The sequence below is a fragment of the Sphingomonas sp. MS122 genome, assembly GCF_049532975.1.
Taxonomy (GTDB): domain Bacteria; phylum Pseudomonadota; class Alphaproteobacteria; order Sphingomonadales; family Sphingomonadaceae; genus Sphingomonas.
In genome coordinates, this window is the sequence record NZ_CP186695.1 from 2,220,255 (window position 1) to 2,245,933 (window position 25,679).

General features: G+C 69.4%; 21 protein-coding genes. 5 read left to right on the forward strand and 16 right to left on the reverse strand.

The window, feature by feature from the left end:
• Window positions 1-14: 14 nt before the first annotated feature.
• Both ACO227_RS10635 and ACO227_RS10640 read right to left on the reverse strand, forming a co-directional pair.
• Window positions 15-1,193 carry an MBL fold metallo-hydrolase gene (locus tag ACO227_RS10635; RefSeq protein WP_423601822.1) on the reverse strand — a complete coding sequence of 393 codons (1,179 nt, stop codon included), beginning with the start codon at window positions 1,191-1,193 and terminating at the stop codon, window positions 15-17.
• Between the two features lie 84 nt (window positions 1,194-1,277).
• Entirely contained in the window at window positions 1,278-2,798 is a 1,521-nt protein-coding gene (locus ACO227_RS10640; protein ID WP_423601823.1) for a fumarate hydratase, read from the reverse strand.
• 77 nt (window positions 2,799-2,875) lie between these two features.
• On the opposite strand from ACO227_RS10640, the gene ACO227_RS10645 reads away from it, so the two are divergent.
• A complete protein-coding gene (locus ACO227_RS10645; protein ID WP_423601824.1) occupies window positions 2,876-3,265 on the forward strand; it encodes a hypothetical protein in 390 nt (129 codons plus the stop codon).
• A 70-nt stretch (window positions 3,266-3,335) separates the two neighbouring features.
• Window positions 3,336-5,369, forward strand: a complete 2,034-nt coding sequence (locus ACO227_RS10650) for a TonB-dependent receptor family protein (protein ID WP_423601825.1) — start codon at window positions 3,336-3,338, stop codon at window positions 5,367-5,369.
• A 13-nt stretch (window positions 5,370-5,382) separates the two neighbouring features.
• Here ACO227_RS10650 and ACO227_RS10655 read toward each other — a convergent pair whose 3' ends face one another.
• Genes ACO227_RS10655 through hslV form a run of 4 tightly spaced genes read right to left on the reverse strand, consistent with a single transcriptional unit; the run spans window position 5,383 to window position 9,369 of the window.
• The gene (locus ACO227_RS10655; RefSeq protein ID WP_423601826.1) at window positions 5,383-6,399 is read right to left on the reverse strand and encodes a hypothetical protein; all 1,017 of its coding nucleotides are present in this window, start codon (window positions 6,397-6,399) and stop codon (window positions 5,383-5,385) included.
• A gap of 41 nt (window positions 6,400-6,440) precedes the next feature.
• On the reverse strand, window positions 6,441-7,733 hold the full coding sequence (gene hslU, locus ACO227_RS10660) for an ATP-dependent protease ATPase subunit HslU (RefSeq protein WP_423601827.1): 1,293 nt from the start codon (window positions 7,731-7,733) through the stop codon (window positions 6,441-6,443).
• 17 nt (window positions 7,734-7,750) lie between these two features.
• Window positions 7,751-8,806, reverse strand: coding sequence for an aldo/keto reductase (locus tag ACO227_RS10665; RefSeq protein WP_423601828.1), 1,056 nt, complete (start codon window positions 8,804-8,806; stop codon window positions 7,751-7,753).
• A gap of 14 nt (window positions 8,807-8,820) precedes the next feature.
• Window positions 8,821-9,369: an ATP-dependent protease subunit HslV gene (gene hslV / locus ACO227_RS10670; RefSeq protein ID WP_423601829.1), complete on the reverse strand. Its 549-nt coding sequence runs from the start codon at window positions 9,367-9,369 to the stop codon at window positions 8,821-8,823.
• A gap of 85 nt (window positions 9,370-9,454) precedes the next feature.
• Between hslV and ACO227_RS10675 the strand changes: the two genes are divergently transcribed.
• On the forward strand, window positions 9,455-10,618 hold the full coding sequence (locus ACO227_RS10675) for a Yip1 family protein (RefSeq protein ID WP_423601830.1): 1,164 nt from the start codon (window positions 9,455-9,457) through the stop codon (window positions 10,616-10,618).
• Between the two features lie 74 nt (window positions 10,619-10,692).
• Here the strand turns inward: ACO227_RS10675 and ACO227_RS10680 are convergent, their stop codons facing one another.
• The gene (locus tag ACO227_RS10680) at window positions 10,693-11,106 is read right to left on the reverse strand and encodes a holin family protein (RefSeq protein WP_423601831.1); all 414 of its coding nucleotides are present in this window, start codon (window positions 11,104-11,106) and stop codon (window positions 10,693-10,695) included.
• Between the two features lie 46 nt (window positions 11,107-11,152).
• Window positions 11,153-11,695, reverse strand: a complete 543-nt coding sequence (locus ACO227_RS10685) for a glycoside hydrolase family 108 protein (RefSeq protein ID WP_423601832.1) — start codon at window positions 11,693-11,695, stop codon at window positions 11,153-11,155.
• A gap of 172 nt (window positions 11,696-11,867) precedes the next feature.
• Here ACO227_RS10685 and ACO227_RS10690 point away from each other — a divergent pair, with 172 nt between their 5' ends.
• Both ACO227_RS10690 and ACO227_RS10695 read left to right on the forward strand, forming a co-directional pair.
• Entirely contained in the window at window positions 11,868-12,620 is a 753-nt protein-coding gene (locus ACO227_RS10690) for a TlyA family RNA methyltransferase (RefSeq protein WP_423601833.1), read from the forward strand.
• A gap of 99 nt (window positions 12,621-12,719) precedes the next feature.
• The gene (locus tag ACO227_RS10695; RefSeq protein WP_423601834.1) at window positions 12,720-12,884 is read left to right on the forward strand and encodes a hypothetical protein; all 165 of its coding nucleotides are present in this window, start codon (window positions 12,720-12,722) and stop codon (window positions 12,882-12,884) included.
• Between the two features lie 19 nt (window positions 12,885-12,903).
• Here the strand turns inward: ACO227_RS10695 and ACO227_RS10700 are convergent, their stop codons facing one another.
• The 8 genes from ACO227_RS10700 to ACO227_RS10735 all read right to left on the reverse strand — a co-directional run bounded on the left by ACO227_RS10700 (window position 12,904) and on the right by ACO227_RS10735 (window position 25,677).
• Window positions 12,904-14,412 (reverse strand): helicase HerA domain-containing protein, encoded by a 1,509-nt coding sequence (locus ACO227_RS10700; RefSeq protein ID WP_423601835.1) that lies wholly within the window; start codon window positions 14,410-14,412, stop codon window positions 12,904-12,906.
• Between the two features lie 77 nt (window positions 14,413-14,489).
• Window positions 14,490-15,341: a dienelactone hydrolase family protein gene (locus ACO227_RS10705; RefSeq protein ID WP_423601836.1), complete on the reverse strand. Its 852-nt coding sequence runs from the start codon at window positions 15,339-15,341 to the stop codon at window positions 14,490-14,492.
• Between the two features lies 1 nt (window position 15,342).
• On the reverse strand, window positions 15,343-17,070 hold the full coding sequence (locus tag ACO227_RS10710) for a gamma-glutamyltransferase family protein (RefSeq protein ID WP_423601837.1): 1,728 nt from the start codon (window positions 17,068-17,070) through the stop codon (window positions 15,343-15,345).
• Window positions 17,067-18,785 (reverse strand): gamma-glutamyltransferase, encoded by a 1,719-nt coding sequence (ggt, locus tag ACO227_RS10715; protein ID WP_423601838.1) that lies wholly within the window; start codon window positions 18,783-18,785, stop codon window positions 17,067-17,069. Before ggt ends, ACO227_RS10710 begins: the two co-directional genes overlap by 4 nt.
• Window positions 18,786-18,796: 11 nt before the next feature.
• Window positions 18,797-20,107, reverse strand: coding sequence for a dicarboxylate/amino acid:cation symporter (locus tag ACO227_RS10720; RefSeq protein ID WP_423601839.1), 1,311 nt, complete (start codon window positions 20,105-20,107; stop codon window positions 18,797-18,799).
• A 132-nt stretch (window positions 20,108-20,239) separates the two neighbouring features.
• Window positions 20,240-23,371 carry a TonB-dependent receptor domain-containing protein gene (locus tag ACO227_RS10725; RefSeq protein WP_423601840.1) on the reverse strand — a complete coding sequence of 1,044 codons (3,132 nt, stop codon included), beginning with the start codon at window positions 23,369-23,371 and terminating at the stop codon, window positions 20,240-20,242.
• A 49-nt stretch (window positions 23,372-23,420) separates the two neighbouring features.
• On the reverse strand, window positions 23,421-24,635 hold the full coding sequence (locus tag ACO227_RS10730) for an FAD-dependent oxidoreductase (protein ID WP_423601841.1): 1,215 nt from the start codon (window positions 24,633-24,635) through the stop codon (window positions 23,421-23,423).
• 145 nt (window positions 24,636-24,780) lie between these two features.
• Window positions 24,781-25,677 carry a LysR family transcriptional regulator gene (locus ACO227_RS10735; protein WP_423601842.1) on the reverse strand — a complete coding sequence of 299 codons (897 nt, stop codon included), beginning with the start codon at window positions 25,675-25,677 and terminating at the stop codon, window positions 24,781-24,783.
• Window positions 25,678-25,679: the final 2 nt, after the last annotated feature.

Consider the following 25,679-nt stretch of genomic DNA (forward strand, 5'->3'; position numbering starts at 1 on the left):
CTGGCGCTCCGCCGTCAGCGCAGCGCGGTGACGGCGGGGGTCTTGAGGCAGGCGTCGACGCGCTCGTCGTCCACGGGGGGCGGCGCCTGGCCGATCTGCGGGATGTCCCAGGGACGGCCGAGCGATTGCGGGGCGAAGCGGCCGGAGGTCTCGCCCGCGCAGGCCTGGAGCGCGCGGAGCAGGCGCGGCGGAGTCCAATAGCCTTCCCATGACAGGCGGAAGGTGCCCCAGTGCATGGGGAGCGCGGTGGGGCGTCCCATGCGGTTCCACAATTTGATCGCATCGGCCGGGCCGATATGGCTGCCAGTGCTCATCTGCCCTTCCTCGAAGCGGAACGCGCCGATGGGGAGGATGGCAAGGCGGATCGGGCCGTAGGACGCAGCCTCGTTCGCCCATTTGTAATCGCCCGCGCCGGTGTCGCCGGCGAAGAAGACATTGCCGCTCGGGAGCTTGATCACGAAGCTCGACCAGAGCGCGCGGTTGCGGTCGGTGAACCAGCGGCTGCCCCAATGGTGGTTGCGGTTGACGATCACGTCGACGCCCGGGCGCAATGCGACGCGCTGGCCCCAGTCGATCCCGCGCGCCTCGACCCCGGCCGAGCGCAGGATCGTGTCGTTGCCGAGGCTGGTGACGATCGCCGGCTTGTCGCGCTCCCACAGGCGCCGGAGCGTCGGGATATCGAGATGGTCGTAGTGATTGTGGCTGACGACGACGATGTCGATCTTCGGGAGCTTGTCGAAGTCGATTCCCGGCGCGGCGATGCGTCGCGGCCCGGCGAGGTTGAAGGGCCCCGCGACGTCGCTCCAGATCGGATCGGTGAGGATGTTGAGCCCGTCGGCCTGCACCAGCACCGTGGCGTGGCCGACCCAGGTCGCGCGCATCGCGCCGCCGATGACGCGTGCGGGGGGCGTGCCCTTGACGACGGTGACGGCCGCGGGCCAGGCGGGGCGGGTGTCGTCGCGGCGCAGGAAGCGCCAGAAGAAGCCCGCGCGGTTGCCGCCGGTGGGCGGACGCACCGTGTCCTCGCCATCGGGGTTGAAGAAGCGCTCGCCGTCGTAATGGCCGCTTTGCGGACCCGCATAGTAGATGCGGTCGAGATAGCGCGGGACGATCACCGTCGCGAGGCACGCCGCGACGAAGGTCCAGAGCAGGAGGATGCCGGTCCAGCGCAGGACCCGTCGAAGGAAGCGCATTACGACGCTAAGTGTGTGCTCGGGTGGCTTAACTCAATAGGTCACTTGACCGAAACGATCACAAATTTCCGCCGAGCGCGGCGATCACGCCCCTTCCAGCAACCGTTCCTTCGCGATCTTGTCGCGCCACACCAGGGGAGCAAGCTGGTGGACGTTGTTGCCCTCGGCATCGACCGCGACCGTCACCGGGAAGTCCGACACCTCGAACTCGTAGATCGCCTCCATGCCGAGATCCGCGAAGCCGACGACCTTGCTGCCCTTGATCGCGCGGGCGACGAGATAGGCGGCGCCGCCGACGGCCATGAGATAGGCGGACTTGTGGTCGCGGATCGCCTCGGTCGCGGCCGGGCCGCGCTCGGCCTTGCCGACCATCGCGAGCAGGCCCTGCTCGAGCATCATGCGGGTGAACTTGTCCATGCGCGTGGCGGTGGTCGGGCCGGCAGGGCCGACGACTTCCTCGCCTACCGGATCGACCGGGCCGACATAATAGATGACGCGGCCCTTGAACTCGACGGGCAGTTGCTCGCCCTTCGCGAGCATGTCGGCGATGCGCTTGTGCGCGGCGTCGCGGCCGGTGAGCATCTTGCCGTTGAGCAGCAGGCGGTCGCCCTGCTTCCACGACTGCACCACCTCGGGCGTCAGCGAGTCGAGGTCGACGCGGATCGCGGCCTTGTCCGGCGTCCAGTTGACGTCGGGCCATTCGTCGAGCTTCGGCGCCTCGAGATAGGCGGGCCCCGAGCCGTCGAGCGTGAAGTGCGCGTGGCGGGTGGCGGCGCAGTTGGGGATCATCGCCACCGGCTTGCCCGCGGCATGGCAGGGCGCGTCCATGATCTTGACGTCGAGGATGGTCGAGAGCCCGCCCAGCCCCTGCGCGCCGATGCCGAGCGCGTTGACCTTGTCGAAGATCTCGATGCGCAGCGCCTCGAGGTCGTTTTGCGGGCCGCGCTGCTTCAGCGTGGCCATGTCGATCTGCTCCATCAGCGCCTTCTTGGCGAGGAGCACGCAATGCTCGGCGGTGCCGCCGATGCCGATGCCGAGCATACCGGGCGGGCACCAGCCGGCGCCCATCTGGGGGAGCATCTCCAGCACCCAGTCGACGATCGAATCCGACGGGTTCATCATCTTGAACTTGGACTTGTTCTCGCTGCCGCCGCCCTTGGCCGCGACGTCGATGTGCACATGATCCCCGGCGACCATCTCGACATGGAGGACGCACGGCGTGTTGTCGCGGGTGTTGCGGCGGGTGAAGGCGGGGTCGGCGAGCACCGAGGCGCGCAGCTTGTTCTCGGGGTGGAGATAGGCGCGGCGCACGCCCTCGTCGACGACCTCCTGGAGCGAGCGCGAGGTGTCGTCGAGGCGGCAGTCCATGCCCCACTTCACGAACACGTTGACGATGCCGGTGTCCTGGCAGATCGGGCGGTGACCCTCGGCGCACATGCGGCTGTTGGTCAGGATCTGCGCGATCGCGTCCTTGGCGGCGGGCGACTGCTCGGCCTTGTACGCCTCGCCCAGCGCGCGGATGTAATCCATCGGGTGATAGTAGCTGATGAACTGGAGCGCGTCGGCGACGCTCTCGATCAGATCGGCGGCCTTGATGGTAACCATGGCATGTCCCTGCATGTCTGCTTTTGCCCGACCCTTTAGCGGATGACAGGGCGAGCGCCAGCCGCTAACCGCGCGGCGTGTTCCGCCGCTTCGTCCTCGACCATCCCCGTTTCGCCGCGGCGCTGCTCGCCCTGGCGCTGGTGATGAAGCTGGCGGTGCCGCCGGGGTTCATGCCGGTCGCGGCGTCGGGGCAGATCATGGTGCTGGTCTGCACCCAGTTCGGCCCGCAGCATGTCGCGATCGACGTGCCCGGCATGCCGGCCAAGCCCGACGACGGCGCCAAGATGGACCAGCCCTGCGTGTTCGCCGGGCTGGGGCTGGCGTGGCTGCCGGGGGCGGACCCGGCGCTGCTCGCGGCAGCGCTCGTCTTCATCCTTGCGCTCGGCTTCGCCGCGGTGGGGGTGCCGCGGCTGGCGCGCACGCCCTATCTGCGGCCGCCGTTGCGCGGTCCGCCGCTGACCGCCTGATCCCTTCGCCAGATTGACGAAACGCGCGCGCGGGAGAGCGATTCCGCACGCCGATCAGGATTGTTCGAACATGAAAAGCTATCACGCGGCAGCCTTGCTCGCCGCCACTTGTCTTGCCTCGCCCGCTCTTGCCTCCGACGAGGACAAGGCGCCCGACGTCATCGTCACCGGCACGCCCGATCCGGAAGATCCGCCTGTCGTCGCGGAAGCGCGCGAGCGCCTCGCGCGCACGCCGGGCTCGGTCTCGGTCGTCGCGGCCGAGGCCTATGAGGATCGCTTCGCTGTCGGCACGCCCGATATCCTGCGCGACGTGCCCGGCGTGCTCGCCGCCAAGCGCTATGGCGAGGAGGGGCGCCTCTCGATCCGCGGCTCCGGGCTCGACCAGAGCTTCCACCAGCGCGGCGTGCTGCTGGCGCAGGACGGCGTGCCGTTCGCCGATGCCGACGGCTTCTCCGACTTCCAGAAGATCGACCCGCTCGGCGCGCGCTATGTCGAGGTGTACAAGGGCGGCAACGCGCTGCGCTTCGGCGGGGCGCAGCTCGGCGGCGCGATCAACTTCGTGACGCCCAACGGCAAGACCGCGCAATCGCCCTTCCTGTTCCGGCTGGAGGGCGGCAGCGACGCGACGATCCGCGGCGCGGCGGCGGGATCGGGCACCGCGGGCGCGTTCGACTATTATGCCGGGGTCAACGCCTTCCGCAGCGACGGCTATCGCGTGCAGGGCTGGACCGACCAGCTGCGCGCCACGGTCAACTTGGGCTACAGCTTTGGCGAGGACAGCGAGGTGCGTGCGATCCTCTATGCCGCGGACATCGGGCAGGGCGTGCCGGGGACGGTGACGCTGGCGCAGGCGCTGCGCGACCCGCGCGCGCCGGGCGCGACGGCGGTGGCGCAGAACCAGCGCCGCAACCAGAATGTCTATCGCGCCACGCTGCAGACGCGGCTGCGCCTCAGCGACGCGCTGGTGTTCGAGGGCGGGGTCTATGCGACGCAGACCGACCTTTATCACCCGGTCGGCATCTTCATCCTGCAGGACACCGACACGCAGGGCGCGTTCGGTCGGTTCGACTGGTCGGGTGAGCTGGCGGGCCTGAAGTCGGACCTGTTCTTCGGCGCCTTCTATCGCGAGGGCGGCACCGAGCAGGACTTGTTCGTCAACCGGGCGAGCGCGCGGGGGCCGCGGATCGGCGACACGAAGCAGGTCGGCAATGCGCTCGACCTGTTCGCCGAGGGACGCGTGTTCGTGACGCCCGAGCTGGCGCTGGTCGCGGGCGCGAGCTGGGGGCATGCCGGGCGCGACTATTCGAACCATCTGACGGGCGGGACCGCCGAGCGCAGCTATGAATGGTTCGCGCCGCGCGCGGGGCTGCTGTTCGAGCGCGGCGGGATGCAGGTCTATGCCAATGTCACGCGATCGGTGGAGCCGCCGCATTTCGGGGCGCTGGCGCAGGCCAATTTGCTGGGATCGGTGTTCGTGCCGCTCGACGCGCAGCGCGCCTGGACCGCGGAGATCGGCACGCGCGGGCGCGAAGGTGCGGTGGCGTGGGACGTCACCTATTACCACGCCTGGGTGAAGGGCGAGCTGCTGAGCTTCCAGACCTCGCTCACCATTCCCGCGACGGTGTTCAACGCCGGCAAGACGCGGCACCAGGGGGTCGAGGCGAGCCTCGACTGGTGGATCGTCGATCGCGCGGCGACGCGGCTGCGGCTGCGGCAGACCTATGCCTGGTCCGATTTCCGCTTCGACGGCGATCCCACCTATGGCGACAACCGGCTGCCGATCACGCCGGTGCACCAGTATCGCGCGTCGCTGCGCTACGAGGGTGGGGGCGGGCTGTTCGTCGAGCCGTCGCTCGACTGGCGGCCGCGTGCGACCTGGGCGGACTATCGCAACAGCTTCCGGGTGCCGGGCTATGCGACATTCGGGATGGGCGCGGGGGCCGAGCTCGGCAATGGCCTCACGGTCTTCGTCGATGCGCGCAACCTCGCCGACAAGCACTATGTCGCCGACCAGTCGGCGGCGGTGGTCGCCAACGACACGAGCGCGATCTTCCATCCCGGCGAGGGGCGAACGGTGCTCGGAGGCGTGAGGGCGCGGTTCTAGGGCGTGCGCGGGGTCAGGGCGCGCAACCGCCGTCCCTGACCCCGCTGACGCTGCCGGTGCCGAGGATGATCTTGGCGCGGCGCGAGAAGGTCAGCGCCTGCCAGCGGCCCGAATTGCCGGTGGCCGTGCGGCTGCGCAGGAAGGTGAGGTGGAGCAGCTCGAACTGCTCGTCGTCGATGCGGCCGGTGTCGACCAGGCAGGTCCATTGCTCGACGTTCCATTGATAGTCGCGCGAGACGCCGTCCTGGTCGACCGCTTCGCTGAGGCCCCGGTACCAGGCGAGCATCGCCCTGAGGCGTGCGGGGCGTTCGGCGGCGGGGAGGGCGGCGAGCTTGCGGCGCAGGCGCGCGGCGTCCTCGTCATTGGGCAGGGTCTTCTGCTGGACGCGGGTATCGATCGCCCAGCGGACTTTCCGCGCGGTGATCGGGCCGGCGGGCCAGAGGCGGAACAGCTCGGCGCGGACTTCGAGGAGGAGCGCGACATAGGCGTCGGTCTGCACCTGGAGCATCGCATCATGCTCGAAGATGCGGGTGAGCTCGGCGAGGGCGACGGGATCGAGCTTGCCGTCGGGGCCGTGGGCGGCGAGGATCGCGGCGCGGCATTTGTCGCGGACCGGGGTGGCGAGGCAGTCCTTCGAGAAGAACAGCTTGCCGTAGGTCGGGGCGAGCTCGCGCAGGGTGCGCTTGAAGCGGCCGCGGCTGCGGAAGCTGGCGCGCCACGCCTCGAGCACGGGCTGGAGGCTGCCCGTGCCGTAATTCCATTGCGACATGCCGACCGAGACCAGCTGGCTGTCGAAATTGCCGACCGGCATCGCCCAGCAGCCCATCGTCTCGGGGATCGAGGTCTCGCGCATGCGGCGGAAGATCTCGGCGCGGTCGAGGCCGATCTGGGCGAGTTGGGCGGCCGCCCGGGGGTCGATGGTGAGGTGGGGCAAGTCGCCGACCTCGCGGCAGGGCGGGCGGTCCTGCACGGCGGCGGGGAGGGCCCAGCCAAGAATGAGCGCCGCAAGCGCGATGATCCCCCTGTGCATGCCGCCACCCTGCCGCGCGGGCGAAGTGGCGGCAAGCGGGGTCAGAGCACGTAGCGGCTCAAGTCGGTGTTCCGCGCGATGCTGGCGAGCTGGCCGTCGACATAGGCGGCGTCGACCATCAGCGCGGCGCCGTTGCGGTCCTCGGCGTCGAAGCTCACTTCCTCGAGCAGCTTCTCCATCACCGTCTGGAGGCGGCGCGCGCCGATATTCTCGACCTCGGCATTCACCTCGGCGGCGATGCGCGCGATCGCGCGGATGCCGTCGTCGGTGAAGTCGATCGTCACGCCCTCGGTGCCGATCAGCGCCTTGTACTGCTCGGGCAGCGAAGCCTTGGTGTCGGAGAGGATCGCGACGAAATCGTCCTCGGTGAGGCCCTTCAATTCGACGCGGATCGGGAGGCGGCCCTGCAGCTCGGGCAGCAGGTCGCTCGGCTTGGCGACGTGGAACGCGCCCGAGGCGATGAACAGGATATGGTCGGTCTTCATCGGCCCGTATTTGGTCGAGACCGTGGTGCCTTCGATCAGCGGGAGCAGGTCGCGCTGCACGCCCTCGCGGCTGACCGAGCCGCCGCGCACGTCGCTCACCGCGATCTTGTCGATCTCGTCGAGGAAGACGATGCCGTTGGCCTCGGCATCTGCGAGCGCGGTGCGCGCGACATCGTCCTGGTCGAGGCGCTTGTCGGCTTCCTCCTCGACCAGCTTGGCCCAGGCGGCGTGCACGTTCATCTTGCGCCGCTTGAGCTGCGGGCCGCCGAACCCCTTCATCATCTCGCTGAGGTTGATCATCTGCGGCCCGGCGCCGGGGATCTCGAACGGCATGCCGCCGGCCGCCTCGACCTCGATCTCGATCTCGGTGTTGTCGAGATGGCCCTGGTTGAGGCGCTCGCGGAACGCCTCGCGCGTCGCCTGGCTGCTGTCCTTGCCGGTGAGTGCATCGAGCAGTCGGGTCATCGCCGCGGCCTCGGCCTTGTCCTTGACCGCGGTGCGGCGGCGCTCCTTCTCCAGCCGGATCGCTTCCTCGACCAGGTCGCGGGCGATCTGCTCGACGTCGCGGCCGACATAGCCGACCTCGGTGAACTTGGTCGCCTCGACCTTCACGAAGGGCGCGTCGGCGAGCTTGGCGAGGCGGCGGCTGATCTCGGTCTTGCCGCAGCCGGTCGGGCCGATCATCAGGATGTTCTTGGGCGTCACCTCGTCGCGCAGTTCGGGCTTGAGCTTCTGGCGGCGCCAGCGATTGCGCAGCGCGACGGCGACCGCGCGCTTGGCTTCCTTCTGGCCGATGATGTGCGCGTCGAGCGCGGCGACGATGGCTTTGGGGGTGAGGTTGTCGTTCATTCTTGCTGGTTCGATTCTCAGGCTTGGTCGGGAATGTAGGGCGCGCCGGGGCGGGCGGCGAGCGCCCGCGCGATCGGCTGGTCGATACGGTCGATCATGAAGCCGGGATAGCCGCGCGGGCCGGCGGTGAGCGCGTCCAGCTCGGCGATCTCGTCCGGCGCGAGCGCGAGGTTCACCGCGGCGAGATTGTCGTCGAGCTGGTGCAGCCTGGTCGCGCCGATGATCACGCTGGAGACGGCGGGCCTGGCGAGCACCCAGGCCAGCGCGACCTGCGCCACGCTGGCGCCGTGGGCCGCGGCGATCTCGCGCATGCGGTCGAGCAGCGCGAAGCCCTTCTCGCGGTCGAACGGGACGCCGTCGTACGAGGCCAGGCGGTCGTCGGCCTCGCCCATATTGTCGCGGCTGTACTTGCCGGTGAGGAAGCCGCCGCCGAGCGGGCTCCACGCGGTGATGCCGAGGCCGTAGCGCTGCGCCAGCGGCACGAACTCCGCCTCGATGTCGCGCGACACCAGCGAATAGAGCAGCTGGCCATGGGTGAAGGGCGCCCAGCCATTGGCGCGCTGCAGCTCCAGCGCCGCGGCGACCTTCCACGCCGGCCAGTTGGAATAGCCGAGATAGCGCGCCTTGCCCGCGCGGACGATCGCGTCGAGCGCCTGGAGCGTCTCCTCGAGCGGGGTGTTCACGTCGTCGCGATGCGCGATGAAGATGTCGACATGGTCGGTGCCGAGACGCTTCAGGCTATGGTCGATCGACCATTGGAGATGCGCGGCGGAGAGGCCCGAGCGGTTGAGCGGCCGGTGCATGCGCCAGCCGGCCTTGGTCGCGATCACCACCTCGTCGCGCCGGCCGGCGAGGATCTGGCCGAGCACTTCCTCGGACTCGCCGTCGGAATAGACGTCGGCGGTGTCGAAGAAGTTGATCCCGGCGTCGAGCGCGCGGCCGACCAGCGCCGCGGCGTCCTTGAGCTCGGTCTTGGCGATCGCGGCGAGGCCGGCGCCCCGGGTAAAGGTCATCGTGCCGAAGGACAGGCGCGAGACGATGAGGCCGCTGTCGCCGAGGCGGGAGTAGAGCATCGCTGGTCCTGTCTTCAGGCGGCGTCGAGCGCTTCGACGGTCAGCCGGTCGTTGGTGTAGACGCAAACCTCCGCGGCGATCTGCATCGCCTTGCGGCAGATCGTCTCGGCATCCTGCTCGTAATCGACCAGCGCGCGGGCGGCCGCCAGCGCATAGTTGCCGCCCGAGCCGATCGCGGCGATCCCGGCCTCGGGCTCGAGCACGTCGCCATTGCCGGTGATGATCAAGGTGATGTCCTTGTCGGCGACGATCAGCATCGCCTCGAGATTGCGCAGATACTTGTCGGTGCGCCAGTCCTTGGCGAGCTCGACCGCGGCGCGCATCAGCTGGCCCTGGTGCCGCTCGAGCTTGGCCTCGAGCCGCTCGAACAGGGTGAAGGCGTCGGCGGTGGCGCCGGCGAAGCCCGCGATCACCTTGCCGTCCCCGAGCGGGCGGACCTTGCGGGCGTTGGGTTTCATAACGGTCTGGCCCTGGGTCACCTGGCCGTCCCCGGCGATGACCACGCGGCCGCTGCGGCGCACGGAAAGAATCGTCGTGCCGTGCCACTTCATGCTGTCGCTCATGGCCGCGCATATTGGGCGCAGACTTCTCGGGTTCAATCGCGATTTCGTGTATAGGAGCCCGAGCACGAACAGGGAGGGCCACGGCATGACCGTCGAGACTTCGAGCAATCTGATCGAGCGTTGCAAGAACATCCTGTTGAAACCCAAGGAAGAATGGGCGCGAATCGATCCCGAGCCCGCGACCGTGAGCGGGCTCATGACCGGCTGGGTCGTGCCGCTGGCGGCGATCGGTCCGGTGGCCGGGCTGATCGGCGGACTGGTGTTCGGCTACAGCGCGTTCGGCGTGACCTACCGACCGAGCGTCGCCACCGCGGTCGTCGGGGCGGTGGTCGGCTATGCGCTGGCGCTGCTCTGCGCCTGGCTGCTGTCCAAGATCATCGATGCGCTGGCGCCCAATTTCGGCGGGCAGAAGAACCCGGTGCAGGCGATGAAGGTCGCCGCCTATAGCGGCACCGCGGCCTATCTGGCGGCCGTCTTCCAGATCATCCCCCAGCTCGCGATCCTCGGCATCCTCGGGCTCTACAGCCTCTATCTCCTCTATCTCGGCCTGCCGCGGCTGATGAAGGCGCAGGAGGACAAGGCGATGGGCTATACGATCGTGACCGTGGTCGTCGCGATCGTGCTGTTCTTCGTGGTCGGCGTCGTCACCACGGCGGTGACCGGGGCGCTGGCGCCGCGCGCGGTGACCTATGGCGCCACCACGGGCGCGGCGGGCGGCAGCGTCGAGCTGCCCGGCGTCGGCAAGGTGGATCTCGGCAAGCTCGAGGAAGCCTCCGCCAAGATGCAGGCAGCGGCCGAGAAGGCCAAGACCGCGACCCCGGTCGATCGCCAGGCGCTCGCCGCGCTGCTGCCGGCTTCGGCCGGCGGCTGGACGCGCACCGCGCTCGAAAGCTCGAGCGCCAGCGCGGGCGGCATGGGCGGGTCGCAGGCCGAGGCGCGCTACGAGGCGGACGGGCGGAGCGTGCGGCTCAAGGTCGCCGACCTCGCCTCGGCCGGCGCCTTCGCGGCGATGGCCAGCGCGTTCAAGGTCGAGACGACCCGCGAGGACGACAGCGGCTACGAGAAATCGGGCATGATCGACGGCCGCTACACGATGGAGAAATGGAACAAGGACGGGCGCGGCAGCTACGGCGTGCTGCTCGGCGATCGCTTCCTGGTCGAGGCCGAGGGCAATGCGCCCGACATCGGCACGCTCAGGTCGCTCGTCGGAGCGGTCGATCTCGGCAAGCTGCAGGGGCTGGCCGGCTGAACGAGGCCGCGGAGGGGACGCGATCGCGTTCCCCTCCGAAGTTGACGAAGTTACGCGGAACGCGCTTCATCCTGTCACTTTTCGACGCCCTTGATCTTCCCCCATTGGCGCGCGGCGGTGTAGCCGAGATAGCCGGTGCCGAAGAGCGCGTAGAGCGGCTCGGGAATGCCGGCGAGATAGGCGTTCATGCCGTTGGCAATGCCCTTGGCCATCTCGGGCTGGACCGCGCCGATCAGGCCCATCGGGATCGCCCACAGCAGCAGCGCGTACATGACGTAGAGGAAGCTCGGCCGCGCGCGGCTGGTCCAGGGATCGGGCGACTGCGCCTCGGCGACGATCGCCGAGAGCTGAGTGCGGACCGACTCCATCTCCTGCGTGCCTTCGAGCTTGAGCAGCTCGAGCTTGGCCTGGTCGCGCGCCTTGGGGTCGGGAATGATCTTGTCGATCAGGCCCGCGATCGGGCCGATGATACCTTCGATGATGCTCATTTCGATTTCCTGTGGAAGTTGACACAAAGTAGACACTGTCGAGGGCTTACGAACCGATACGGTTCGCAAGCCAGCCGTAGAGAAAGGCCTCGTTGGCGGGGCGGCGCTCGGCGAGGGCGAGATAGCGCTCGCCCTGCAGCGCCTCGGCCGCCTTGATCAGCACGGTCTCGCCGGGCGGTCCGCGGCGGTCGAGAAAGGCGCCGAGCGCAGCGAGCGTGGCGGGGCCGACCGCCCCGTCGACGGCCAGGTCGGGATAGTCCTTCTCGTTGCGGTTGAGCGCGTTGAGCGCACGCTGGAGAAAGCGCCCCGCGACCGCCGGCCCCATGTTGATGCCGGTGTCGAACAGCTCGGCGGCGAGCGCGGGCGCGTGCTTCGCGACCTCGGCGAAGCACGGGCGGAGCCAATAGATGCGGCGGTAGATCGCCACCGCCTCGTCGCGCGGGAAGACGCGCATGTCGCCGGTGAAGCCGTGCTGGCGCGCGACCGCCTCCGTGATCCCCCAGCGCGTCGGCCCGCCACGGTCGGCGGGATGGTTGGAATAGCCGCCCTCACGGGCGATCACCTCCTCGATCAGTTCGTCGATGGTCATTCGAGTCCTCCTGTTAGACGACTCGTAGTAACCTATATGGTTCGTTGTAGGAAAATGGATTCTGACGGGCTTGTCCGTCACCCCAGCGAAGGCCGGGGTCTCTCGCCGCAAACGGGGGCGATTGTGGAGGCCCCAGCTTTCGCCGGGGTGGCGAAGGAGCTACAGGCCGGGCATGGCCAAGACCCGCCCCGATCAGTTGCTCGTCGAACGCGGGCTGGCGGAGAGCCGGACGCGCGCGCAGGCGCTGATCCTGGCGGGGCTGGTGTTCAGCGGCGACAAGCGCGTGGACAAGCCCGGCCAGCCGATCGCGGCCGACGCGCCGCTGGAGGTCAAGGGGCGCGACCACCCCTGGGTGTCGCGCGGCGGGGTCAAGCTGGCGCATGCGCTCGACCATTTCGGGATCGACCCGGCCGGCATGGTCGCGATCGACGTGGGCTCCTCGACCGGCGGGTTCACCGACGTGCTGCTGACGCGCGGCGCGGTGCGGGTCTACGCGGTGGACAGCGGCACCAACCAGCTCGCCTGGAAGCTGCGCCAGGACGCGCGGGTGGTGGTGCACGAGCAGACCAGCGCGCGGGTGCTGACGCGCGAGCATATCCCCGAGCCGGTCGATATCGTGGTGTGCGATGCGAGCTTCATCGGGCTCGCCAAGGTGCTCGAGCGGCCCTTCGCCTTCGTGCGCGAGGGAGCGTGGGTGGTGGCGCTGATCAAGCCGCAGTTCGAGGCGGGCCGCGACGAGGTGGGCAAGGGCGGCGTGGTGCGCGACCCGGCGGTGCACGAGCGGGTGTGCGGCGAGGTGGTGGCGTGGCTGGAAGGCGCAGGATGGCGCGTCGACGGCGTGACGCGCAGCCCGATCACCGGGCCGGAGGGAAATGTCGAGTTCCTGGTCGCGGCGCGGGCTGGCGCGGCGGGGGAATGGGCCTGACGCCCGCGAATGGCACAGGCGCCGCGCGGCCCGCGAAACTATGACTCGACAGGCCAGATCGTTGGATGCAGCATGTTGCCACTCTTGGGGGAGAGTGACATGCGCAACGCATTGATTACCGCCGCGACCGATTTTTTCCGCGAGCCGTCGCCGGAGGCGGCGCAGCCGTACGAGCCGAGTCGGCTGTGCGCCTATCTCGAAGCGATCGGCGCGTGCGGACTGCTGGTGCTCGTCGGGGTGATGCTTCTGACCCCCTGGAACTGACGCCGGCGGAGGCGTTCGGCTAGAGCAGTCGCGCGCGTTCGGCCGCGCGCACCGCCGTGCGGCCCGGCCGCTGCGGGTTGGCGGGATCGGGCCAGGACGGCGCGGTGGTCCAGCCGAGATGGGGCAGGCTGACGCTGCGCTTGCCCGACAAGTCGGTGCGGGCGACGATCAGGCCCTTTTCCTCGATGAACGCCATCATCCGCTTGGCGCGGCCCAGGGAGCTGGTGCCGTAGAGCGCGGCGAGCTGCGCATCCGACGGGCAGGGCTCGCCGGCGCGGGCGGCGCGGGCGATGCCGAGGAAGGGCGTGAGCATCTCCTCGGGCAGCGACGCGGCGAGGGTGAGCGCTTCGTCCCAGCCCTCGGCATCGGCGATACCGGCGCGGGCGAGCGCGAGGGCGCTGCGGAAGCCGGGCAGGTCCATGCCGGGCTCGACCCCGCGCATGCGGCAGCGCACGGTATAGTCCTGGAAAATCGCGGGAAGCGGCTGGCGGGCTTCCCCGTTCGCGCCTTCACCGGCGATCTCGGCGAGGATCGCGCGGCGGACCTCGGCCTGCTCGCCTTCCTCCAGCACCGGCATGTCGGGGACCGGGGCGGGGGCGGGGGTGGCGATGCTGCGCATGAGATCGGCCATCGGCACCGGGGCGGGCGGCGGCGGGGGTGGTACTTCTTCCTCCGCGCCCGGGGCGAAGAGCATGTCGCGCATGTCCTCCGTCGCGGCGGTGGGGAGTGGCATCAGCTTGGGGCTCACCGCCTTGGAGCCGGTCTTGACCTCGCCGATCCTGACGCTGATCGGGCGGCGGGTGATCGCCGGGCCGAGCGCGAGGAACTCGCCGCGGGCGAGGTCGCGGATCGTGTCGGCCTGACGGCGCTCCATGCCGAGCAGGTCGGCGGCGCGGGCCATGTCGATGTCGAGGAAGGTGCGGCCCATCAGGAAGTTCGACGCCTCGGCCGCGACGTTCTTGGCGAGCTTGGCGAGGCGCTGGGTGGCGATGACCCCGGCGAGCCCGCGCTTGCGGCCGCGGCACATGAGGTTGGTCATCGCGGCGAGCGAAGTGCGGCGCGCTTCCTCCGACACCTCGCCGGCGGCGGCGGGGGCGAAGAGCTGGGCCTCGTCGACCACGGTGAGCACCGGGTACCAATGCTCGCGCGGGGCGTCGAACAGGGCGGCGAGGAAGGCGGCGGCGGCGCGCATCTGGCCATCGATCTCGAGCCCCTCGAGGTTGAGGACGACCGAGGCGCGATGCTCGCGGACGCGCAGCGCGAGGCGGCCGAGCTCGGTCAGGCTGTATTCGGCAGCGTCGACCGCGATATGATCGAAGGCGTCGGCGAGGGAGACGAAATCGCCCTCGGGGTCGATCACGACCTGCTGGACATAGCCCGCGCTGCCCTCGAGCAGGCGGCGCAGCAGGTGCGACTTGCCCGAGCCCGAATTGCCCTGGACGAGCAGACGGGTCGCGAGCAGCTCCTCCAGATCGACGGCAACCGGGTTGCCGCCGCCGTCGAGTCCCATGTCGATGCGGGCAGTCATCGGGAGGTGCTTTGGCGCATCGGGGGGAGTCGAGGCAAGGGGCGGGGTAGTAAATTCCTCTCCGTGCCGGGGAGGATTTAAGGCTTCAGCCTCGCCGCCAGGAATGCCAGCACATCGGCTTCGGTCGCGGCCTTGGCGGCGGCGTTGGCCTCGACCGACTGGCGCGACCGGGTCGGCGTGTCGTAGCCGTGGGTGGCGCCCTCGAACATGCGCAGGTCGATGTCGTTGCCCGCGGCCTTGCTGCGCTCGACCAGCGTCTGGCAGAGCTTGGGCGAGACCTCCTCGTCGGCACTGCCCATGAACATGCGGACGGGGTGGTAGGGCCTGTAGCCGTCCTTCTCGAAGCGCTTCTTGAGGCCGCAGCCGGGGTAGAGCGCGACGCCGGCGGCGAAGCCGATCCTGCGCATGTCGCCGGGCTTGTCGTCGGCCATCGCGGCGAGCGTGGCGCTGGCGCCGTTGGACCAGCCGAGCAGCGCGATGCGGTTGGCGACCAGGTCGGGGCGGGCCTGGAGGAAGCGAAGCGCGCCATAGGCGTGGAGCGGGCGGAACTCGACCTCGTCGACGGCGTCGGGCCGGTCCTTGTAGGTGCCGGCGGCGAACCCCGCAGGATAGCCGACCGCGCCGAAATCATCGACCATCAGCGCGGCATAGCCGTTGCGCGCGAGCAGCTCGCCCCAGGCCTTGTGCCGGCTGGACAGGGTGGAGGCGTCGTACCTGCCCTTGGCGAGCGAGGAATAGGCGCCGCCGCGGCCGTGGAGCATCACGACCGCAGGGAGTCTGGCGGGGGCACTGGCGGGCTTGAAGAGATAGCCCTTCACCTGCGTCTTGCCGTCGCGGCTGAGGAACTGGACCTCTTCCACCTTCACCTCCGCCTGCTGAGCGGCTGCCGGCACGGCGGCGATCATGGCGGCGGCGAGCAGGTGGCGCATCTCAGTTCCTCGCGGGCAAGGTGATCGAACGGGCGACCCCGTCGCGGCGCGGATCGGCGCCGCCGTCGAACCGGCCGCCGCGGATCATCACGCCGTGCAGGCCCGAATCCTCGCCCGAGCCCGAGCGGACGGTGACGCCGCGCTCGGCCATCGCGGCGAGCAGCGGGGGCGCGAACTTGCCCGCCTCGCCGTTGAAGCTGGAGCCGCGCGCGACGAGGTTGGGGAGGGCGATCGCGTCGGCGACGGGCATGTTCCACTCGACGATGCCGAGCAGCGCCTTCGATACATAAGCGAGGATCGCGTTGCCGCCGGGCGAACCGATCGCGCCGGCGAGGCGGCGGTCGGGATGGAGGATGACCGTCGGAACCATCGACGAGCGCGGGCGCTTGCCGGGCGCGATCGCGTTCGGCCCCTCGGGGACGAAGGAGAAGTCGGTCATCTGGTTGTTGAGGAAGAAGCCGTCGACCATCCGGCCGCTGCCGAATAGGCTCTCGACCGTGGTGGTCATCGACACGGCGTTGCCCTCGCCGTCGATGACGATGAAGTGCGAGGTGCCGGCGACCTCGTGGGTGGCGTCGATGCGCGCGGCGACCGCGCCCGGCGGCGTGCCGGGCTGCGGCGCCGGGCCGGCGCGGTCGCCGATCAGCGCGGCGCGGCTGGCGACATAGGCGGGATCGAGCATGCCCTTGACCGGCACGGTGGGCACGTCGCCGACATAGGCGTCGCGATCGGCATACATGACGCGGCTGGCCTCGGCGTACTTGACCCAGGCTACGGGATCGTTGGGGCCGCGCGCGCCGATATCGGTGCGCTCGATCAGCGCCATCAGCTCGAGCAGCCCGACGCCCGAGGAGGGCGGGGGCGGGGCGCAGAGGATATAGACGCGATAGCCGTTGCACACCGCCTCGCGCACCACTGGCTTGTAGCCGGCGATGTCGGCCTCGGTCATCGAGCTGGCATATTCGCCCTGATGGAGGCGGGCGACGATGCGGCGGGCGGTCTCGCCCCTGTACATCGCGTCCGGCCCCTGCGCGGCGAGGCGGCGGACGAACGCGGCGTAGGCGGGGTTGCGGAGGGTGTCGCCCGCCTTGATCTGCTCGCCCTGCGCGTTGCGGAAATAGGCGACGGCGTCGGCGCCGCGGGCCTGTGGGGCGCGGCTGGCGATCATGCGCGCGAGGCGGGGGCTCACGGTAAAGCCGTTTTCGGCGGTGCGGACGACGTCGCCGAACAGATCCTTCCACGCGAGCGAGCCGTGGCGCCGGTGCGCCAGCGCGAGCATGCGCACGACGCCCGGCACGCCGGTGGCACGGCCCGAGACGACCGCGGTGGGGAAGGGCAGGGGCTTGCCGTCGGGGCCGAGCAGCATGTCGGGCGTTGCGCCGGCTGGCGCGGTCTCGCGGCCGTCATAGACGGTGACGGTGCGCGTCTTCGCGTCGTAGCGGGTCATGAACGCACCGCCGCCGAGGCCGCTGCTCTGCGGCTCGACCAGGCTCAGCATCGCCTGCACCGCGACCGCGGCATCGACCGCCGAGCCGCCTTGGCGCAGCACTTCGAGACCCGCCTCGACCGCAAGCGGATGCGCCGCGGCGACGAAGGCCTGGCGTTCGCTTGCGGGTGCCGCGGGCGCGACGGGCGCCGGGGCGGCGGCTTGCGGCGCGGTGCGCGGCGCGCAGGCGGCGAGCCCGGCGAGCGCGATCGCGGCGACGAAGGATTTGAGCGTCATCTTCATGGTTCGATGGCCTTTGCGCCGGGGCGGCGCGGATCCGCCGCGCCGAGGAACAGGTTGTTGGTGATCATGATCGACTGGGCGCTGCCCATGGTTTCGTCCATCTCGATCCGATGCCCCTTTGCCTTGAGCGCCGCAACCGTGTCCGGGTTGAAATTGGGCTCGACGCGCAGGCTCGCGGTGGTGCCCTGGTAGATGCGCGGCTGGTGGGTCGCCTCGTCGACGTTCAGGCCGAAGTCGACCGTGTTGACGACGAGTTGAAGCATCGTGGTGATGATCGTGCTGCCGCCGGGCGTGCCGACGATCAGCCAGGGCTTGCCGTCCTTGAACACCATGGTCGGCATCATCGTCGAGAGCATGCGCTTGCCCGGCGCCATGGCGTTGAGCGGCGGGGGCGTACCCTTGCGCTGTGCCTCCCAGGCCTGCTCGTGGCTGAAATTGTTCATCTGGTTGTTGAGCAGGATGCCGGTGCCCGCGATCATCACGCCCGAGCCGAAGTCCGAGCCGAGCGTGTAGGTGGCCGAGACGGCGTTGCCCTGCGCATCGGCGACCGAAAAATGCGTGGTGGAAGGGCTTTCGAACTTGAGCGGGTCGCCGGGGGCGAGGGTGCGGGCGGGCGTCGCCTTGGCCGGGTCGATCAGCTTGACGCGCTCGGCGGCATATTCCTTGGCGATGAAGCCCCTGACCGGCGCCGTCACGAAAGCGGGGTCGCCGAGCGACTGGTAGCGATCGACATAGGCGAGCTTCGAGACTTCGGCGATCAGGTGGAGCGAGGCGGCGGAGCCGGCGCCCATGCTCTTCAAGTCGTAATGCTCGAGCATGTTGAGCATGTTGAGCAGCGTCGCGCCGCCCGCGCTGGCCGGAGGCGGGGTATAGACCTGATAGCCGCGATAGGTGCCGACCAGCGGCGCGCGCTCGACCGGCTGGTACGCGGCGAGATCGGCGCGGGTGATGAGGCCGCCATGCGCCTTCATGTCCGCCTCGATCCGGCGCGCGATCTCGCCGGTGTAGAAGGCTTTGGCGCCGCCTTTGGCGATCTCGCCAAGCGTCCAGGCGAGCTCGGGCTGCCTGAGCACCTCGTCCTTGGCGTAGAGGCCGCCGTCCGCCTTGTAGAAGGTGGCCTTGCCCGAGGCGCTGTTGGACAGGCGCTGGCGGCCCCAGCCGAACACGAAGGCTTCGTCGGCGGTGAGCCTGACCCCGTCGCGGGCGAGGCGGATGGCGGGCTCGACCACCCTGGCCCAGGGGAGCTTGCCCCATTTGCGGTGGGCATGCTCGAGGCCCGCGACGGTGCCGGGGACCGAGGGGGCGAGATAGCCGTAGGAGGCGATGTCGCGTTCCTTGCCCTGGTTGTCGACGAACATGGCGTGCGTGGCGGCGCGCGGGGCGATGCCGCGGAAGTCGATCACGCGGACCTGCTTCGATTTCGCGTCATAGACGGTCATGAAGCCGTCGCCGCCGATATTGCCGGCGCGGGGCAGGGTGACGGCGAGCGCGAAGCCGATCGCGACCGCCGCGTCGATCGCGTTGCCGCCGTCGCGCAGGACCTGCGCGCCGACCTCGCTGGCGATGGCGTTCTGGCTGACGATCATGCCGCGGGTGCCGACGACGGGCGAATGGATCGACGGGTATTCGAGGAGGTGGCGGCTCTGCGCTGCCGCGGGGAGCGGCAGCGCGAGGGCGAGCGCCGAGACGGCGAAGACGAGCTTGCGCAGGATCATTCGGAAAGGCCTCACACGTCGTTGGCGGAATAATAGACGCCCACGTCCATCTCCTTCTCCCAGCGCGCGACGGCGGTGGCGATGGCGAGGTCGGAGGTGACGTTGGGGACGGTGCGGGTCATGTCGAGGATGCGGTCGAACGGCAGGATGAAGCCGACGACGAGCGCGGTCTGCTCGGGGGTGATGCCGATCGCGTGGAGCACCGCGGCGAGCACGAACAGCGAGCCCGAGGGGACCGGCGCCACACCCATCGCGACGATCGTCGTGGTGGCGGCGATCACCAGATAGTCGGCCCAGTCGAGGGGTACGCCGAACGCCTGGGCGGAGAACAAGGTGAGCATCGCGACGTACATCGCGGCGCCGTCCATGCCGATCGTCGCGCCGAGCGGGAGTACGGTCGAGGCGACTGGCTTGGACACGCCGAGATTGCGCTCGGCGACGCGGATCGCGACGGGGAGGGTGGCGGAGCTCGACGAGGTCGAGAAGCCGACCATGATCGCGTCGGCGATGCCGCGGAAGAAGGGCAAGGGCGAGAGCCAGGCCATCAGCCGCACGACGATCAGGCCGTGGATCAGCAGCGTCACGATCGCCGAGCCGACGACGACGCAGATGGCGAGCTTGAGCACCGCGAGGAAGCTCGACGGACCGCTGGTCCCCATCACCACGGCGATGAGGGCGAACACGCCGAACGGCGCGGTCTCCATCACGAAGCCGACGATCTTGAGCATCACCTCCGACGCGCCGTTGAGGAACTGGCGCACCGGCTCGGCGCCCTTGCCCGCGGCGATCACGCCGGCGCCGACGAGGATGGCGAAGAAGATCACGGACAGCGTCTGGCCCTGCGCCATCGCGGCCACCGGGTTGTCGGGGATGATCTCCATGAACATGCGCGCGGTGTCGGGCGGCGTGCCCATCGCCTTGGGCACCGCGTCGGCGAAGGTCGCGCCGAGGCCGGGGGCGATGAGCGTGGCGACGGTGAGGCCGGTGGTGACCGCGAGCGCGGTGGTGAAGACGTACATGGCGAGCGTCTTCACGCCGATGCTGCCGAGCCGTTTGGGATCAGCGAGCGCGGCGACGCCCGCGGCGATGGTGAGGAAGACGAGCGGCACGACGAGCATGCGGATCAGGCGGACGAACAGCTCGCCGATCCAGGCGACGCTGGTCGCGCCCTCGCCCCAGGCGAGCCCGGCGATCACGCCGAGTACGAGTGCGGCGAGGATGCGTTTCCACAACGCCACGCCGAACCACCAGCCGAGCGCGCGGGCGAGCGGGCGGGGTCGGGCGGGGGGCTCGGTCGGCTCGGGGGCGATCGTCTCGGTCATCGGGCAGCTCCGGCTTGAATTGGGTGCGGCTGGGCGCGGGACGGGCGCGAGCCTAGGTCATCACGGGCGGATCGCGAAGCGCGACGCGCCGAAAAGGCCCGCCCCCGCGCCACGGGGGCGGGCATGTTGCGGTCAGAAGCGCTTGCTTACCGAGAAATACACCTGGCGTCCGCGGTTGCTGTAGAGGTCGCCGATATAGCCGTTGGGATTGTCGGCGATCGGGGCGAGCGTGTTGAACAGGTTGCGCGCGCCGACACGCAGGCGGAGATTGTCCATCGGGCCGCCGTCGACCTCGTATTGCGCATAGAGGCTGTGGGTCAGATAGTCGTCGACGCGATAGTCGGTGCCATCCTGCAACTGTGCCGAGGTGTCGTTCACCGCACCGACATAGCTACCGAAATAACCGAGGCCGAACCCCTTGTAGCGCCAGGTGACGCTGGCCGAGGCGCGCCATTTTGGGCGGCCATTCTGCTCGATCAGGCTCTCTGCACCCGCGATCGTCACGAACGAATTGATCGTCCCGGCAGCCTTGGCGTCGATCAGTGCTTGCGCCGCCGGCCCGGGGACCTGAAAGAATTCGAGCAGCCGTGCCGCGTTCAACCGCGCGCTGAAGTCGCCGATGCCGGTGTCCTTGACCTGATAGTAGATGCCGAGATCATAGCCGCGCACAGTGCGCGGCGACAGGTTGGTATAGTTGTCGATCACCTGGATGATCCGGCCGACCGGGGCGAGGCCTGTGCCGGCGAAGGCGTCGATATCCGCCTGGGTCGGCGCGGCGCGCTGCACGTTCGGGTTCGACGAACCCTGTACCCGCAACAAATAGTCGAGCACGATCGCGTTGGAATCGCCAAACAGGCCGATCACATTCTTCTGCCGGACCTCCCAATAGTCTGCGGTGAAGGTGAGGCGCCCCGCTCGGCCCATATTGAGCTGGAAGGTCCCGCCGAGCGAGAGGTTGTCGGATTCCTCCGGCACCAGGTCCTGGCTGCCCGAACGATTGCTGACCACGCCCTGGCTGCGGCCGCTGTTCGCGGTCGTGCAGTTGTTGAAGTTGGTAATCCTGGGAGGAACGGTCCGAATGTCGGCTTCGCACCGAATCCAGTCCGTGCGCGTGTTCGAGCGCTGGATGCCGTTCTCGAACAATTGCGGCAGGTTGGGCGCACGGAAGCCCTGCGACCACGAGCCGCGCAGCTGGAGGTTGGCGAAGGGATACCAGGATGCCGCGACCTTGGGCTTCGCGACGGTGCTGAAGCCCTGATAGGCCTCGACACGGCCGGCGAGCTGCAGGTCGAGCGAGTGGATCAGCGGAACGTCCATGTCCGGCGCGACCAGCGGCACCGCGAATTCGAGGAAGCCGGAGACGGTGTCGCGCGAACCGCCGCTGTCGGGCGTCGGGCTGGCCCCGATCGTGTCACTGCCGTTCGACGAGCCGTCGAGCGCGGTGAACACGATCGTTCCATCGAGCCGCGGGTCGCGATCGTCGAAGAAGGTCTCGTGACGGAATTCGACGCCCGCCGCCATGCCGACGCGACCACCGGGCAGATCGAACAGGTCGTTCTTGCTGATCTTGAAATCGGCCATCGCCAGCTCGGTCGTGCTGATGCGGTAGATGTCGACCATGAAGCTGTCGATCACGCTCTGCGGATTGGGCGTGCTGTCGTAGCGGCTGGGGTCGAGCGGATCGCCGCCGTTGAACGGGTTGTAGGCGCTGGCGTCGGTGCGGCTCAGCGCTTCCTGGAACTTGGTCAGGCTGACCGTGTGCATGCTGTCGCGGGTACGGGCGCGCGAGTAGAGCGCGGCGCTGTCGAAATCGAAGCCGAGCAGCTCGCCGCGGAAGCCGCCGAGGAAGCGCATCGTGTCGTTGCGCACGTTCACGACCAGCGGGCCGGCGTCGACCGGGCGATAGTCGATCAGCTCGAGCGGCACGCCGGCGGTGAGCACGCCGGTAAGGCCGGGGATGCGGTAGGCACTGCCGACCGGCCCGAAGGGATTGTAATAGCCGTTGGCCGGGACAATCAGCCGCTGGCTGGCGAGCGCCGTATCCTGCTCGCGCTGCGACTGATAGTCGGCACGATACCAGCCCGCCTCGGCGAAGAATTCGAGCCCGCTGTCGAACTCGTGGTTGAAGAAGCCGAACAGGTTGATGCGGTCGTTCCGGCCCATGATGGTGCGGACATCATTGATGTCATATTTCAGATTGGCGTCGGTCGAGGCGGTCGACAGCGTACCGTTGTCCCAGCAGGTGCCGGTATAGGGCGACGCCACGACGCAGCTTCCATTCGCCGTGGGCTGGATGTGGAAATACCCCGCCGCGGTTCCGGTGCTGCTGACCAAGGTCGTACCGTTGACCGACGCGCTGGTGGTCGAGGGCGCATAAGAGGTGGTCAACCGCAGGAACTCGCTCCAGATCGTATCCGTCGCGGTGTTGTCGAAGTCCGTCTCGGTCTCGAACGGCGTGCCTGCGACCAGTGGCCGCATGTCGGCCGAGCGCGAGTTGCGGCGCTCGCGGGCCCAGAGCGGGTCGCGGTGGTTATACGAGCCGAACAGCGAGATGTTCGACTTGCCGCCGTTGAAGCTGTGACCGGCCTCGAACGCGAATTCGGTTTCGATCTGGCCCGAATCCTCGGTGAAGCTCACCTCGCCGGACGCGCGCAGGCCCTTGAAATTGTCCTTGAGCACGGTGTTGATCACGCCCGCGACCGCGTCCGAGCCATAGATCGCGGCGGCGCCGTCGAGCAGCACCTCGACGCGGCGGATGCCGAGCACGGGGATGGCGTTGGTGTTGACGCTCTGCACCGGCACGAGGTTCTCGCTCTGCGTGCCGGGGTGGAGGACCATGCGGCGGCCGTTGAGCAGCACCAGCGTGTTGCCGGTGCCGAGCGCGCGCAGGTTGATCGAGGCGGTGTCGCCGCGCGCGTCGTTGATGCCGCCGGCGTCGCGGCTCTCGTTGAAGGCGACGTCGCCGGCCTGCGGGATCGCGCGGAACAGCTCGTCGCCGCTGGTCGCGGCGGTGGCGGCGATGTCGTCCTCGTTGAGGACGGTGACGGGCAGCGCGCCGGCGACGTCGGCGCCCTTGATCTGCGAGCCGATGACGACGACTTCCTCGCCCTGCTCGGCCTCCTGCGCGGCGATGTCGGCGGCGGTCTGCGGCGCATCGGCGACCGGCGCGCCAGCCGTCGGCGCATTTTGGGCCAGCGCGGCGCCGGCGGTGGCGAGCAGCGAGATGCCGCCCAGCAGGCCGGCGATGCGGATTGTTCGCTTCATGATGTTACCCCTTCCCTGATGTGTTCCGTCTGCGGTGTCTGGCGCACCGTCAGGCTGTCCCCTCGATGATCCGCGCGACGCGCTCGGCCGACCCTGCAGCATAGGTCCAGCCGAGGCCGCCATGCCCGGTATTGGCGATCACCCCCGGCGCGATGCCGCGGGTGATGGGCAGTGAATCGGGAGTCATCGGGCGCAGCCCGGCCCAGCTCGATTCGATCTTCTCATAGTCGGCCGCCCCCGGCAGCGCGGCGCGGGCGCTGTCGACCAGCGCGCGCAACCGCCTGGGTTCCACGCCTATGTCGCGATTGCCGAGTTCGGCAAGCCCGGCGATGCGCATGCGATTGCCGAGCCGTGCGAAGACCACGCGATTGGCGACGTCGGTGACGCTGGCGGCGGGCGCGGCGGGGCCGGGCAGGGTGGTGATCGAATAGCCCTTCATCGGCTGGACTGGCAGATGCGCGCCGAGCCTGCGCGCGAGCCGCGGCGCGGCGGTTCCGGCCGACAGGATGATGCGGTCGGCGGGCACGCGGCTGCCCTCGGCGGTGACGATCGCGGGTCTGGCGCCGTTCGCCTCGATCCGGTCGACCGCGGTCCCGAACAGCGAGCTGCCGCCGGCACGGAGCAGGGCGTCGTGCGCGCCGGTGCAGAAGCGGTGCGGGTCGCCGACCGCTTCGTCGGCGGTGTGGAGCGCGCCGACGATCGCGTCGCGCACCGGGGCCAGCATCGGTTCGAGCGCGACCGCCTGATCGGGATCGAGCAGGGTCTGGACCGCACCGCCGGCCTGCTTGAGCGCGACCATGGCCTGTGCGGCGGCGAAGGACCGGGCGTTGCGATAGATATGGATCTTGCCGGGGACGGCATAGCCATAATCGAGGCCATGGCGCGCGCTCAGCGCCTCCAGTGCGCGGCGCGATTCGGCGGCGAGCGCGAGTCCCTCGAGCGTGTTGCGGCGGAACCGCGCCGCGCTGCAGTTGCGGAGGAAGGCGATGCTCCAGCGCAGGAAATCCGGGTCGAGCCGCAGATGGAAGCGAAGCGCCGAATCGAGCCCGAGCAGCATGCGCGGGATCTGCGGCAGCGTCGCCGGGCTGGCCAGCGCGTCGGTATAGGCGTAGCTCAGCTGCGCGCCATTGGCGAAAGACGCGCCGAGGCCGGGGCCGCGTGCCGAATCCACCACGGTCACGCGATGCCCGCGATCGGCGAGGGTGAGGGCCGTCGCCATCCCGACCACGCCGGCACCGACGACGATGATCTCCTCCTCGCGCATCAGCGGCGCGGCCCGCGTAGGGCTGGCGTGGATACGGTACGCAGTCGATGTCTCCCCCGTCCGGCTCCCTTCCGGACTCAGGGGAAATTATCGGTCGAGCGGAGGTCGAAAAATATGGTTTTCGTCTGCGCTCTATAGCCGCAGGTTATGCGTGGCTGCGGGTTTCGTTAAGAGTCGCTTCGAGCGTGCGCAGGAACTGCCGCGCGACGCGCGACGGTTGGCGTTCCTCCAGCGTGGCCCAGGAAATGGTGAAGCGCAGCGGCGGGTCGGTCGGCAGCCAGCTCATGCCGGGCGCCGCCGAGGCGCGCGCGGTGAATTCGTCGATCACCGTCACGCCGCCCTCGAGCTGGGCGAGGCGCGCGGCGATGAAGAAGGTCTGCACCGACACCGTCTCGCGAAAGGCGATGCCGCGCTCGCGGGCGGCGCGGGTGAGCACGTCGCCGATCGGACCGGCGGCGGCGACGCCGATCACGTCGCGATCGGCGAGCGCGTCGAGCGGAAAGCGGGGGCCGAGCGGGCCGAACATGCCGTCGGGAAACAGCACGACCAGCTCGCCCTCGGCCAGCACCTGGCGGGTGAGGCGGGGATGCGGGGGCGGGGTGTAGGCGATGGCGAGGTCGATCTCGCGCTCGATCAGCGAGCGGACGAGGTCGTCATGGTGGTGAGTATGTACTTCGAAGGTGACGCGCGGCGATTCGCGGCGGAACTGCGCCATCGCCTGGGGCACGATGTCGAGCGCGAGGCTGGGGACGATGCCGAGCCGGATATGACCGCCGCCGGCCTGGGAGAGGTTGCGCGCGGTCTGCTGGAGCGTGCCGAGCCGGTCGAACAGGTCGCCCGCCTCGCGCATCAGCGCATGCGCCTCGTCCGTCGGGATCAAGCGGCCGCGTGAGAGCTGGAACAACGGAAAGCCGAGATTGTCCTCGGCATGGTGGAGCGTCTTCGACACCGAGGGCTGGGAGACACCCAGCGCGCGCGCCGCGGCGCTGATCGAGCCGTGGTGATAGACGGCGTGGAAGACTTCGAGCTGACGGAAGCGCATCG